This is a genomic window from Pseudomonas sp. 313 (assembly GCF_000316965.1).
In the GTDB taxonomy this organism is placed as follows: Bacteria; Pseudomonadota; Gammaproteobacteria; order Pseudomonadales; family Pseudomonadaceae; genus Chryseomonas; species Chryseomonas benzopyrenica.
The window spans coordinates 67,611-80,251 of the sequence record NZ_ANBZ01000041.1; the positions used below are offsets into that span (position 1 = coordinate 67,611).

16 protein-coding genes and 1 pseudogene are annotated in these 12,641 nt (G+C 59.3%); 14 read left to right on the forward strand and 3 right to left on the reverse strand.

Annotation, left to right across the window (positions count from 1 at the left end; all coding sequences use genetic code 11):
• Positions 1 to 222 precede the first annotated feature (222 nt).
• Entirely contained in the window at positions 223 to 1,743 is a 1,521-nt protein-coding gene (locus C722_RS26165) for a HEPN domain-containing protein (RefSeq protein ID WP_157225820.1), read from the forward strand.
• Here the strand turns inward: C722_RS26165 and C722_RS0109265 are convergent.
• Complete coding sequence (locus C722_RS0109265) at positions 1,729 to 2,730, reverse strand: phage portal protein (protein ID WP_017640248.1); 1,002 nt, start codon at positions 2,728 to 2,730, stop codon at positions 1,729 to 1,731. The two genes, C722_RS26165 and C722_RS0109265, sit on opposite strands and share 15 nt — an antisense overlap.
• Entirely contained in the window at positions 2,730 to 4,463 is a 1,734-nt protein-coding gene (locus C722_RS0109270) for a terminase ATPase subunit family protein (RefSeq protein ID WP_026083752.1), read from the reverse strand. Before C722_RS0109270 ends, C722_RS0109265 begins: the two co-directional genes overlap by 1 nt.
• Positions 4,464 to 4,695: 232 nt before the next feature.
• Between C722_RS0109270 and C722_RS0109275 the strand changes: the two genes are divergently transcribed.
• From C722_RS0109275 to C722_RS0109325, 13 genes and pseudogenes are all read left to right on the forward strand, one after another.
• Complete coding sequence (locus C722_RS0109275) at positions 4,696 to 5,541, forward strand: GPO family capsid scaffolding protein (protein WP_017640250.1); 846 nt, start codon at positions 4,696 to 4,698, stop codon at positions 5,539 to 5,541.
• 28 nt (positions 5,542 to 5,569) lie between these two features.
• A complete protein-coding gene (locus C722_RS0109280) occupies positions 5,570 to 6,586 on the forward strand; it encodes a phage major capsid protein, P2 family (RefSeq protein ID WP_017640251.1) in 1,017 nt (338 codons plus the stop codon).
• A gap of 3 nt (positions 6,587 to 6,589) precedes the next feature.
• Positions 6,590 to 7,291 (forward strand): phage terminase small subunit, encoded by a 702-nt coding sequence (gene gpM / locus C722_RS0109285; RefSeq protein ID WP_017640252.1) that lies wholly within the window; start codon positions 6,590 to 6,592, stop codon positions 7,289 to 7,291.
• Positions 7,292 to 7,393: 102 nt separating this feature from the next.
• Entirely contained in the window at positions 7,394 to 7,855 is a 462-nt protein-coding gene (locus C722_RS0109290; RefSeq protein WP_017640253.1) for a head completion/stabilization protein, read from the forward strand.
• Entirely contained in the window at positions 7,855 to 8,079 is a 225-nt protein-coding gene (locus C722_RS0109295) for a tail protein X (protein ID WP_017640254.1), read from the forward strand. The genes C722_RS0109290 and C722_RS0109295 overlap by 1 nt, the downstream gene beginning before the upstream one ends.
• 12 nt (positions 8,080 to 8,091) lie before the next feature.
• A complete protein-coding gene (locus tag C722_RS0109300; RefSeq protein WP_017640255.1) occupies positions 8,092 to 8,406 on the forward strand; it encodes a phage holin, lambda family in 315 nt (104 codons plus the stop codon).
• Positions 8,403 to 9,227 carry an N-acetylmuramidase domain-containing protein gene (locus C722_RS0109305; RefSeq protein WP_017640256.1) on the forward strand — a complete coding sequence of 275 codons (825 nt, stop codon included), beginning with the start codon at positions 8,403 to 8,405 and terminating at the stop codon, positions 9,225 to 9,227. The genes C722_RS0109300 and C722_RS0109305 overlap by 4 nt, the downstream gene beginning before the upstream one ends.
• Positions 9,224 to 9,430, forward strand: coding sequence for a hypothetical protein (locus tag C722_RS0109310; RefSeq protein WP_017640257.1), 207 nt, complete (start codon positions 9,224 to 9,226; stop codon positions 9,428 to 9,430). The genes C722_RS0109305 and C722_RS0109310 overlap by 4 nt, the downstream gene beginning before the upstream one ends.
• Positions 9,427 to 9,780 (forward strand): annotated as a pseudogene (locus C722_RS26710) (LysB family phage lysis regulatory protein); the annotation flags it as partial. The gene C722_RS0109310 and the pseudogene C722_RS26710, both read left to right, overlap by 4 nt.
• Positions 9,704 to 9,961 carry an Rz1-like lysis system protein LysC gene (gene lysC, locus C722_RS26550; RefSeq protein WP_017640258.1) on the forward strand — a complete coding sequence of 86 codons (258 nt, stop codon included), beginning with the start codon at positions 9,704 to 9,706 and terminating at the stop codon, positions 9,959 to 9,961. The pseudogene C722_RS26710 and the gene lysC, both read left to right, overlap by 77 nt.
• Positions 9,958 to 10,488: a phage tail protein gene (locus C722_RS0109320; RefSeq protein ID WP_017640259.1), complete on the forward strand. Its 531-nt coding sequence runs from the start codon at positions 9,958 to 9,960 to the stop codon at positions 10,486 to 10,488. The genes lysC and C722_RS0109320 overlap by 4 nt, the downstream gene beginning before the upstream one ends.
• Positions 10,489 to 10,573: 85 nt before the next feature.
• On the forward strand, positions 10,574 to 11,383 hold the full coding sequence (locus C722_RS26170; protein WP_157225821.1) for a hypothetical protein: 810 nt from the start codon (positions 10,574 to 10,576) through the stop codon (positions 11,381 to 11,383).
• Positions 11,384 to 11,412: 29 nt separating this feature from the next.
• Complete coding sequence (locus tag C722_RS0109325) at positions 11,413 to 11,865, forward strand: phage virion morphogenesis protein (protein WP_017640260.1); 453 nt, start codon at positions 11,413 to 11,415, stop codon at positions 11,863 to 11,865.
• A 22-nt stretch (positions 11,866 to 11,887) separates the two neighbouring features.
• Here C722_RS0109325 and C722_RS26175 read toward each other — a convergent pair whose 3' ends face one another.
• Positions 11,888 to 12,625, reverse strand: a complete 738-nt coding sequence (locus tag C722_RS26175) for a hypothetical protein (protein ID WP_157225822.1) — start codon at positions 12,623 to 12,625, stop codon at positions 11,888 to 11,890.
• Positions 12,626 to 12,641: the final 16 nt, after the last annotated feature.

Below are 12,641 nucleotides of genomic sequence, written 5' to 3' on the forward strand. Positions count from 1 at the left end.
CCAGGTGCAGGGCTGCAGAAAAAGCGACACATTTAGACCGCGGGCGTGGCGGGGGGACGACCGCGCGCGCTGATGCGTTGCCGCAAGCCACCTACCTGTGCGGCTCTACATGCCTCATATCCATGAAGAGCGTCGGCGCTCCACTTAAGCTATACCTATATCAACGCGCATAAGCACACCATTTACAGTGCTTAACTCCATTCTATTTTATTAGGAAACTTCATGAAAAAGCTCCGCGAGCACGAAAATAAAGAACACCTCGGCGATTTCATTCTGCCAAATGGTGAATTAGTAAGCGGGCAACTTCGACTTCAAAACACCGAGACGAAGCTTACACTTCACTCTGAAAGAAAAATTAAGAGATTTTCAAATTCTTCAATATTCGGCATAACATCTAAGGGACTGCACATATCGCTACTTGGATGCAATATATCTTCGTACATTAAGTCCGGTAGAAGGGAAGGCGGAGCAAACAATCATATGGAAATTTTCCCTCATTACACTATCTTAGGCTCTCAACATATTAACGAAAAAGAAAACACCGTTCACTCCATCCAATTCACGACGTCAGATGCTTGCGAGTTATTTGACGATGAGACTGCTTTCGGCATCAGACATACAGCTGGGGAGCTAGTTAACGAAGCGATAAAGAAAGATGGATTGGGAGATAATATAACTGCGAGCGAAAACGCTTTGCTTATGTATTACACTGGGAACCACGATATCTTTGAAAAAGAAACCAGAATCGGCAAAGTCAAGGCATATCACGACCCCATATATAATTTCGGAGACTCTACCGGGGTTTATCTAAAAAATCGCATAAGAATATCAATAACTCAAAATGAAATGGTAGACTTTAATGCTGCTATAAACAATTTGTCCGACATGTCTGCATTTTTATCTTACGTCGGCGGCAGAATACAAAGAGTCAAGAGTATACAGATATTAAATGGTGAAGTGACTGACCCTTCCACTAGGATTTCCTATGTAAAGCAGAGCTATCGCTGGATGAGAGGACCTAAAATAAGCTTGCATTCTCCAAGGCATAGCGATCTTCCGATAAGCCCGTTTAAGAATAAACAGGAATTTGAAAAGGTACTTGAAGAGTGGATGTCTAAACATCCAAGGTGGCGACCGGCAAGAGTTGCATTTCTTGGGTGCATTAGAAATGCAAACAACTACTCGCCACTAAGGCTAGTGGCGGCAGCAGATATGTTCGACCTTATCCCTAATGAAGATATATCTTTGGAAGAATTTCAGCTTTCAGATGAGGTGGCCGCGGTAAGAAAAAACTGTATTGATGCATTTAAGGCATTGCCAAACACCTACGAAAGAAACAGCGCAATCTCAAGCCTCCACAGACTTGGACATCCATCGCTCCCCAAAAAAATATATCAACGAATTAGTGTTATACGTGAAAACTGTCACCTTCCTCTGGACAACCTAGAGCGAGTAGCAAAGATAAGCGTCCAACATCGCAACTATCTTGTCCACGGAAAATCAGAAATAGATCACGACACTGCCAGCAAAAATATCGCACTTTTGACTGATACCTTAGAATTCATCTTTATGGCGTCAGACCTTATCGAATGCGGGTGGAACATGGAAGATTGGAGCACAAAGTTTCATAGCGAAGGGCACTTAATATCTAGATTCTTGAACTTCTACGATATTGAATCGCACCTTCTTTTAGAAGAAATTGAGTCAAAGAAAAAATCAAAATCTGTCCTACCCAACAAATAACTCATATGCTCGAAATCTAATCACCTCTTCCCCCAGCCATTCGTTGACCTGGGCCAGGCGAGCCTGCAGCGGCTCCAGCTCGTTGGCGGCGTAGACCAAGGCGGCATCGCGGATTGAGCCGAAGCCACCGGCGTTCTGCGGCACGATGCCCATCAGCTGCGGCGGGATCCGCAGGCCGGCGAGCATGTCGTCGCGGGTGATGCCCTTGATCGAGTTGAATTCGTCCTTCGCGGCCACCTCGCTGACCGGGATCAGCTGGATGCCGTCTTTCTTGCCGCCTGGGGCATAGACGAAGAGGTTGCGGAAGTTGCCCGGCCCTTTGGACTGGCGCAGCGCGGTGCGGACGTTGTCGATGTCCTCCTCCTTCTGCGCCGGGTCGGTCATGTAGAAGATGAAGCCGGCATGACTGCCGTTGTTGTAGTACTTGCGGCGGAACAGCGTGGCCGACTCGTTCAGCAGCGCGGACTGCATGGCCGCGAGCCACTCGGGCATGCCATAGATCTCCTGGTTGATGTCGGCCTCTCGCAGGTGGCAGATGGTGCCCGGGGTGAATTCGTGCTCGTCTCGCCACCCGCGCACCTGGAAGAAGCGGTTGTCCTCGCCGCGGCGCATGTACTTGGCCAGCACCGGCTGCAGGTTGACCGGCGTTCCCAGGCGCGACTGCCGGCGCTCCAGGTACGCATTGCCCGACCAGAGCCAGTCCAGGGCGAACTGCTCGAACGCCGCGCGGCTCAGCAGGCGATGCGGGATGAAGGTGCGGGCCAGCATGTTGCGCTTGAACTTGAGCCCAGAGTCCAGATAGACGCTGGCCCGCGTGGCCTTGGCCAGGCCGTCGAGCGATAGCGGCGGGTCGTAGTAGCGGCCGTTGAACCAGCATTCCAGGTAGTCGAAGACCTCGCGGCCTTCCAGCACCGGCATGGGATCGCCGAAGGTAAAGGCCTCGATAGGGCCAGGCGTCGAAACGGCCAGCTCGGTGGAATCGCTCATCAGAAAATCTCCATGACGCCGGTATTGCGGGCGGTCTGCCCTTCCAGCGGCTCGTTGTGCAGGGCATGAAAGAGGGCCCACGCGAGATCCGCGTGGCCCGTGGTGTCGTTGCGTCCGGCCGTGTAGGTGAACTGGCGGCCGCTGGCGGTGGTGGTCTTGCGAATGGCCATGAGCGACTGGGCGACGTCGGTCCAGCCGGCGTCGAATTCGAGTCGGCCGTTCTTGATTACGTCGTAGGCCTTGAGCACCAGGCGCGTCTTGACCTCGGGCGAGTAGCTGAAGGTGGTCAGGTTCGGGAAGAACTGGCGCACCAGCTGGGCCACGCCGCTGCCCATACCGGTGACATCGATGCCGACATAGGTCACCCAGTAACGCTGGCAGACCTGGCGGATCGCCTCGGCCTGGGCGGCGAAGTCCATCCCGCGGAACTGGTGGCGCTCGAGCACGCGGAACTTGCCGCCCGGTACGAGCGGCGGCGCGACCACCACCAGGCCAGCGGTGTCGCCGGTCTCGGCCGGGTCATAGCCGACCCACACCGGGCGCTCGCCCAGCGGTCGGGTAGCGAAGGGTTTGTAGTCCTCGGCCCACTCGACCCAGCTGTCCACCATGCACGGCTGCAGCATGGCCAAGGGGAAGATGCTCGCGCCGTCGTCGACGAATTGGCACATGAGCAGGTTCTGGAAGGCCTCGGCCGAGTACTCGAGCTTGAGCTCCTCCAGGTCGAAGAGATCGCAGCCGCGAGACTCAGCGTCCAGGATGGTGACGATCTGCCGCCAGATCCGGTCCTCGCAGAGCCGGCCCTCCTGCAGGGCCTCATGGGAGACGTCCAGCTTGAGGTGCTGGGCGACCGGCTTGCTCTTGTTGAAGCGCTCGCCGGTCCAGAAGGTGTAGGCCTCATGGGCCATGGAGCTCGGCGTCGAGAAGTAGGTCCGGCGGTATTGCTTCTGCATCGCCATGCCGCTGGCCACCTTATTCAGCTCCTCGAAGCGGAAGGTCCAGAAGAATTCGTCGAAGTAGAAGTTGCCGTGGTAGCCCTGGGCGGTGCGGGCATTGGTGCCCAGGAAGTGCAGCTCGGCGCCGTTGGCGAGGATGATCGGATCCCCGGTCACCTCGACGCCACAGACCTCCCGGGCGAAGGCCTGGATATAAGCCTTGAAGATATGCGCCTGGTTCTTGCTGGCCGAGAGGAAGATCTGGTTGCGCCCGGTGATCAGCGCATCCAGGAAGGCCTCGCGGGCAAAGTAGTAGGTGGCGCCGATCTGCCGGCTCTTGAGGATCGCCCGGGTCCGCTGCTGGCCTGCCCGGTACCAGTCCAGCTGGTAGCCGAAGCACTGGTCGCGGAAGGCGCTCTCAAGGGCCTCGATCTGCTCCTCGGTGAATTCGTTGCGCGCGGCCTTCTTCTTCGGACCCGCATTGCGATTGTCCAGCTTGGGATTGAGCTCGGCCTCGGTACCGCCGCCCTGGAAGCGCTGGATCCGCGCCTGGCGCTCCAACTGGCGGTGGAGCAGATCGATCTCCTTGAAGTCGCCACCGGTCTTGCCGTCCTTGAGGATAAGTTGTACCAGGCGCGCCTCGAGGGCGCCGCCGATTCGCTCGACGTTGTCCGCCCGATCCCATTCGTCCCGGGCCTTCCAGCTGTGGACGGTCTTCTCCTTCTCGCCGATCGCCTCGGCGATCTCCGTCACCCGCCAGCCCATCCAGTACAGATGCTTGGCGCGCCGACGCACGTCCATCAGCAGGTCGGTGGACGGGGGGGCCGCCGGCGTTTCGGCCGGGCTTGGCAGGGGCGAGGAATTGGATAGGCTTTTCATGGCCGCCAGACTGCCGCCCTGATCCCCTCCTCCATAGCGCGCGACCGTGTACCGCGCGCGCCTACAAAACCCCCTCGTTGCTGGGACGCGCGCGCGTCCCGACCATGCCCCTCATCGCCCAAGCACTCCCGCTAAGCCTCTGAGGATCCCCGGCATGGCCGACCCCAAGACTCCCAAACTCCGCTCTCCTTTCTTCCGTGTCGCCGTCGAAGGCGCTACCAGCGATGGCCGCCAGATCGAGCGCAGCCAGATCGAGCAGATGGCTGCCAGCTACGACCCCAAGACCTACGGCGCCCGCATCTGGATGGAGCACATCCGCAGCTCGCTGGCAGACAGCCCTTTCCGCGCCTATGGCGACGTGATCGCGGTCAAGGCTGAGGAAGTCGAAATCAACGGCCAGAAGAAGCTGGCTCTGTTTGCCCAGATCGAGCCCACCGCCGACCTGGTGGCCTTGAACAAGGCCAAGCAGAAGATCTATACCTCGGTCGAGATCTCGCCCAAGTTCGCCGACACCGGCGCCGCCTACCTGGTCGGCCTGGGCATCACTGATAGCCCTGCCAGCCTGGGTACCGACGTGCTGTCCTTCGCCGCGGCCAATCCGGCGGCCAACCCCTATGCCAGCCGCAAGCTGCACGCCGACAACCTCTTCACCGTGGCTGACGAGACCGTCCTCACCTTCGCCGAAGTTGAAGACAAGCCCGGCCTGGGCGCCAAGTTGTTCGCCAAGGTCCAGGAGCTGCTCAAGGGCAAGGACGCGCACATCGACGGCGAGTTCGCCCAGATCGGCGCCGCCGTCACCGCGGTGGCCGAGCACGTTCGCGAGCAGGACAGCCGTTTTACCAACGCCGAAACCGCTTTCGCCGAACTGGCCGGCAAGCATGCGCAGCTGCAGACCGATTTCACCGCCCTGCAGGTGCAACTCAGCCAGACCCAAGACCCCAACCAAACCAAGCGCCCTCCGGTCACCGGCGGCGATGGCCAGAACCTGACCGACTGCTGATCAGCCGTTCACTTTCCCGGAGAGATCCATGCGTAACGATACTCGTGCCCTGTTCAACCAATACCTGGCCCAAGTCGCCGCCCTGAGCGGTGTGTCCTCGGCGAGCGCGACCTTCGCCGTTGACCCCACTGTCCAGCAAAAGCTGGAAACCCGCATCCAGGAGTCCAGCGACTTCCTGAGCAAGATCAACAACATTCCCGTCGACGAGTTGCTCGGCCAAAAGGTAGGTCTGGGCGTCTCCGGCACCATCGCCAGCCGTACCGACACCACCGGCACCGCCAGCCGCAGCCCCCGCGACGTGTCCAGCACCGATAAGTCGGATTACAAGTGCGAGAAGACCGACTTCGACACTGCAATCCCCTACTCCCTACTGGACGCCTGGGCCAAGTTCCCGGACTTCCAGGCGCGCCTGCGTGACGCCATCGTAAAGCGCCAGGCCCTGGACCGCCTGATGATCGGCTTCAACGGCACCAGCGCTGCGGCCACCACCAACCGCGCCACCAACCCGCTGCTGCAGGACGTCAACATCGGCTGGCTGCAGCAGTACCGCAACAACGCGCCCCAGCGCGTGCTGAAGACGGGCAAGGCCGCGGGCAAGATCGTGATTGGCACTGGCACCGACGCCGACTACAACAACCTGGACTCGTTGGTCTACGACGTGATCAGCAACCTGATCGACCCTTGGCACCGCAAGGATCCGGGCCTGGTCGTCATCGTCGGTCGTGACCTGGTCCACGACAAGTACTTCCCTCTGGTGAATAAGGAGCAGCCAGCGTCCGAGAAGCTGTCCACCGACGTGATCTTGGCCGCTAACCGTATGGGTGGCCTGCAGCCAGTCGAGGTGCCCTACATCCCCGATAACGCACTCTTCATCACCTCGCTGCAGAACCTGTCGCTCTACTACCAAACCGGCGGCCGCCGCCGCTTTGTCAAGGAGGCGCCGGAGAAGAACCGCATCGAGAACTACGAGTCGAGCAACGACGCCTATGTGGTCGAGGACTACGGCTTCGGCTGCCTGATCGAAAACATCGTGACGGGCGTATAAGCCATGGCCTCCTCTCCCGCGAAACGGCACTTCCTGGCAGCTGCAGCGGCACTCGCCGCCGCGGCCGCTGGGCCGGCCGACAGCATGGCGGGCCGCACCGTGTACGAGCAGCAGCTGGCCCAACTGCTGCAGGACCGGCTGCGACTCAAGCAGGTGCAATCCACCCAGGCCAAGGCCGAACTCAAGCGCCAGCTGCTCGGCGCCTATGCCGACTACGTCAGCGGCGTGCTCGAGGGCGGCAATGGCGCCCAGGACGAAGTACTGGTCACGGTCATGATCTGGCGCATCGATGCCGGCGACTTCTGGGGCGCGCTCCACATCGCCGCCTACGTGCTCAAGCACGGCCTGGTGATGCCGGATCGCTTCGCCCGGACGACCGGCTGCCTGATCGCGGAAGAAGTGGCCACCGCTGCTCTCAACGCCCAGAAAGCCGGCCAGCCGTTCGAGCCGGACCTCCTGTTCTACACCGATGCGCTCACCGTCGAGCAGGATATGCCCGACGAGGCGCGCGCGAAGCTCTATCTGGCCATCGGCCGGGCCGAGCTCGAGGGCATCGATGAAGAGCGGCCGGGCGCCGAGGGCCAGCTGGCTCGCGGCATCGCTGCTCTGCAGCGCGCCATCAGCCTGCATGACCGCTGCGGCGGCAAGAAAGACCTGGAACGGGCCGAGCGCCTGGCCAAGAAACATGCCGCCCCTGGCGGCTAACCGAGCGGTCCCCCGCAACCCCGCCGGCTCGGGGCGGATCGGCCAGGCCTAGCCTGGGACCGTGAAGCCCCGACCACCGGCGACTCATTCGAGAGCAGCACCATGAGCGGATTCGTTGCAGGCGGTACCGTCGCCAGCGGTCAGGTGGTGTCCGACCCTTTCTGGCCGGCGATCGAGCTGGACCAGGTCCGCGCGCGGCTGCGGATCGACAGCAGCGTCGGCACTGAAAAGCTCAAGGCCGCCGTGATCGCCGCAGCCATCGCCGTCAACCGCGAGCTCACCGGCTACCGCTTCGCCCAGGCCACCAGCGGCTACGCCACACTGGCCGCCGTGCCTGGGCTGCTGGTCGACGGCGTCAGCGAGCGTGCCCACCTGTACCTGCGCGCGATCGATGCCGCCACCGCGGCCGAGGTCGCCGAGCGGTACCGCAGCTACGACAGCACCGCCAAGGGCGACAAGGACGCTGAGGCGGAGACCCCCACCATCGACGACTACCGACGCGATCAGCGCTGGGCCATCCGCGACTTCCTGGGCCTGACCCGGACCACTGTGGAGCTCATCTGATGGCCACCGTCGTGCGCGCCCAGCAAGGCGACACCCTGGACCGGATCTGCCTGCGGCACTACGGGCGCACCCAGGACGTCACCGAGGCCGCGCTCGAAGCCAACCCGGGCCTGGCCGAGCTGGGTCCCATCCTGCCGATCGGCACCCCTATCACCCTGCCAGACGCCCCCGCCCAGGCCACTGCCGGCATCGCCGCGCAGCAGCCGGTCAGCCTCTGGGACTAGATGAGAAACATCATGCCCGACCGTCCCGACACCTGGGCCTGGCTCGCCGCCTGGCTCGAACACAACTGGCCCGCGCTCTATGCCGGCCTGGTCGCCTGCGTCATCGCGGGCCTCCGGATCGCCTACAGCGGCGGCACCCTGCGTCGCGTGCTGCTCGAGGCCCCGCTCTGCGGCGCCCTGGCCCTGGCCGCAAGCCACGGCCTCTCCCTGCTGGGCATCCCTGCCAGCACCGGCCCCTTCTGGGGCGGAATCATCGGACTGCTGGGCGTCGAGGGCACTCGCGCCGCGGCCAAACGCTTCGTCGAACGTAAGGTAGAAACGCAATGAACCAGCCCAAGATCCTGCTCATCGGCGCTCACGGCCTGGCCGTGCGCGACCTGCAGAAAGCCCTGGCCGCGGCCGGCTTCACCGTCGACCTGGACGGCGACTACGACGAAGGCACCGAGCAGGCCGTCGAAGCCTTCCAGCGCTCTGTCGGCCTGGTGGCCGATGGCATCGCCGGCCCGAAGACCTTCGCCGCCCTGCTGGGCAAGCTCGACCCGCTCCACCTGGGCTACGCCGACCTCGAGCTCGCCGCCAAGACCCTGGGCGTCCCCGTCGCGGCCGTTCAGGCGGTCAATGAGGTCGAGTCCAAGGGCGAAGGCTTCCTGGACAACGGTCGGGTGGTGATCCTGTTCGAGCGCCACGTCTTCTACCAGCGCATGGTCAAGGCCCACGGCCAGGCCGAGGCCGATCGCCTGGCTGCGCTCAATCCGAACCTGATCAATCCGAAGTCTGGCGGCTACGCCGGCGGCGCAGCTGAGTGGCAGCGCCTGACCTCGGCCCGGCAGATCGACGAGGCCTACGCGCTGGAGTCGTGCAGCTGGGGGCTGTTCCAGGTCATGGGCTATCACTGGCAGGACCTGGGATATGCAAGCGTCCAGGACTTCGTCACCCGCATGCAGGCCAGCGAGGCCGAGCAGCTCGACGCCTTCGTCCGCTTCGTCAAGGCGGAGCCCGCGTTGCTCAAGGCATTGAAGGCGGGCAAGTGGGCCGACTTCGCCCGCGGCTACAACGGCCCTGCCTACGCCCGCAACCTCTACGACGTGAAGCTCGAGCGCGCCTTCGCCCGCTACAGCGCCGCCGCCCCGGCTAAGGACGCCGCATGACACCCGTCACCGACGTGCAGCGCCTGGATCCGCAGGATGGGGAGGTCTTCATCCTGCCGGCCGGCGCGTCCTTTGAAGAAGCCGAGCGCCTCTGCGAAGCCATCCAGACCGCAAAGCCTGGCGTGCGGGCTGTCGTGGTGATCGGCGAGCTCGAGCACTTGGACCAGGCGGCGATAAACCGCGCTGGCTGGTACCGCCAATGATCAGCTGGAAGGAGAAGGCGCTCTTCGCGCTCACCCTCGCCCTCGCGATCGCAGTGCTGTGCCTGACCCTCTATGCGCAGGGTCTGCGCATAGACCAGGCCAACCAGAAGCGCGAGGCCGCTGAGTACCAGGTCACCCAGCTGACCGGCGAGCGCGACCACCTTACCGCAACTCTCACCCAGCAGCGGGCCGCCCAGGCCCAGCTGCAGACCATCCAGACAGACCTGCGCCGCGAGATCGATGTCCGCAAGCGCCGGATCCAGGAGCTCGAAGATGAAAACGCCGACCTCAAGGCTTGGGCTGGCCAGCCTCTGCCTGCTGCTGCTCGCCGGCTGCGCCAGCGGCCCGTCCTCACCGGAGCCACGGCTTACCGTGAGTGGCTGTCCAGTGGTAACGCGCTGCCAGCTGCCGTCGACCGCCCCGCGCAATAACGGCGAGCTCCTGGACGACAGCGAAGCCTTGGAAGCTGCCTGGGCCGACTGCGCCGCCCAGGTCGATATGGTCTATGACGCCCAGCAGGCCCGGCCATGAACAAGCCCGAAAGCCTGCGCGCTCACCTGCTCGCCGCCGTACCAGAGCTGCGCCACAGCCCTGACCGGCTGCTGGTCTTCATCGACAAGGGCAAGCTGCGCTGCACCGCGGCGGCCAGCCTGTCCTGGGAGTACGGCTACGAGCTGCAGATCATCCTGACCGACTTCGCCGGCCACCCGGACGCCGTGATGCTGCCCCTGCTGGCCTGGGTCCGGACGAACCAGTCTGAGCTCCTGGTCAACCTGAACAAATCCGCCCAGGGCATCGGCTTCGAGGCCGACATCCTGGACAACTCCAAGGTGGATCTAGCCATCACCCTGCCCCTCACCGAGCGCGTGGTCGTCAAGAGCCAGCCAGACGGCACCTATCAGCTGAGCCACGTTCCAGAATCGAAATACACCGAGTACCAGGAGCCAGGCACCTGGCAGGTCTTCGCCGATGGCGAGCTGCTGGCCGAGTGGCCGTCCGGATCCGCTGGCGACGCCCTGGCCCTGGAGACACCGCAGCCGGGCCGCAGCCGTTGTTGAGCGCTAGGGGATGACGGTAACGCGACAATGCTACTCATAGCCGTTATCCGTTAACATTCAGGAGACTTCAATTAGGAGCTAAATCATGACAGGAAAGGAAAGTTTAAAGCCTCTGCACCAACGTATCGATTTTATTTTATCGATTGCTATTCCCGCGACCATTTCGATAATAATAGGATTTATAATTCTTAACGCAGAAGCGCCCAAAGATCTTTGCCTTAAAGCCGAATGCTTTGATAACTTCATCAAACTGATGAAGGTACCAATTGCAATTTTAGCGCTTGCCTTTCCTCTAGCCGGAATGGTTGCAGCATACCACCGATCTATGGAAACTAACGAGCAAATCAAAATTGCACTATCAAATAACAACTTTTCTAATTTTATAAAACACAGAGACGACTTCATAGAATATCTGAACGAGTATCTAAAAAGTGAATTTTGTAACTGCCTAATTATAGACCCAAGAAAATTATATACGCTAGTATATCCGGATAATACTTACAACTCCCTTCAAACGTATATTGATAACCCAAACCTCATTCCCTTACTGGTCGACATAGAAAATATAAACAAAAAAGCCAACGCTATAAGTAGTGCGAAGTACTATTGGGACGACGAGTTCATGTCATTACTTTTAGACATCGAAGAGGCAAACAAAAAAATACAACTATTACCAAAAAGGGCCTCTTTTAGAGCCGTTCAATATAGTCACAATTCAATTGAAGCATTTGTATTTAGCGAAGATTTCCCACTTGAAAACATAGCTGAGTTGAATGCAATAGCAGGTCGAATAAGAAGATTCAACCATTTGCCCGTACCTCCTCGTCATGAATGGTCAAGCGACAAAATACTGTCAGAGAAGTTTTGTCACTTTATCCAGTCCAACGCACAGTAAAAACTCTACGGCAATCAGGTGGGTTGTTCATGGATCAAATCGAGTCGCTTGAAACTTGGCTGGCGCCGCTATTGGTGCAGCTCGACAGCCACGGCCGGGCGCAGCTGGCCCGCAAGGCCGCCCAGCAGCTGCGCCGTAGCCAGCAGCAGCGCATCCGCGCACAAGTGGATCCGGACGGCTCGCCATTCGAGGCGCGTAAGCCGCGGGATCTGCGTGGCAAGAAGGGCCACATCAAGCGGCGTATGTTCGAGAAGCTCAAGATGGCCCGCTACCTCAAGGCCAAGGGGTCACCGCAACAGGCGGTGATCGGCTTCGCCGGCCGCGTCTCCCGCATTGCTCGCGTCCACCAGTACGGCCTGAAAGACCGCGCCGAGCGCGGAGCCCGCGAGATCCGCTACGCTCGCCGCGAGTTACTTGGCCTGTCTGATCAAGATCTGCAGCGGTTGCGCAACTCACTACTAGATAATTTAAAAGTTAACTAGCTATTAAATTTAAACAGCAAGCCTATTCTGCTTTTGCTTTAACCACAGAGATCGCCCATTTAACATCGGAAATAGCATATGTGATAACTTCCTTATTATTGTAAAATGCGCAAAATCTTTCCGAACACTGAATCAACGTATAAAAGCGATCTTCTCCTTCCGGACTTTTAAGCCTAGCTCTTGGACTTCCCTGAAACTCTTTGGCTAGCTCTTCGCGCGCCGTCATCTGACCAAGACTGACGAAAGGATATACACAAAACACTATAAGTAGCATACTAATCAAGATAGCGGTGAAGCCGCCATATGCGACGATAAAAATACCAAAGGCCGGCTTTGTCCAATGAGCAACGCGAGGACGCAATAAAATATCTAGAGCTCGAACTAGAACCTGAGGCGCCTTAGGTTTTTTGCGATCGATATAATTTGCTAACTCGCCAAGTGATCCCAACAGGAAAACCAAGGAGACGAAAACTATTAATAGATAGGACAGCTTTTTCAAACTCAAGCCAAATACAAAATCTAAAGCCACGTTCAGCAATCTAAACATGGCAATAACAGCATACATAGTCACATCACTTGCGGACAGCGGAAACATCGAAGAAGAAAGCCCTAGCTCATCCAAGTATCCATCATGATAGGATCGAGCGCTTATGTACAAAAAAAATGTACCGACTGCACCTAACACTGCGACTAGCTGGCCTCGCTCAAGAAACGACGGCTTACTATTAGCGTTTTCCGTAACCATTTTTTTATCGGTCATATCAAAAACTTCCCAA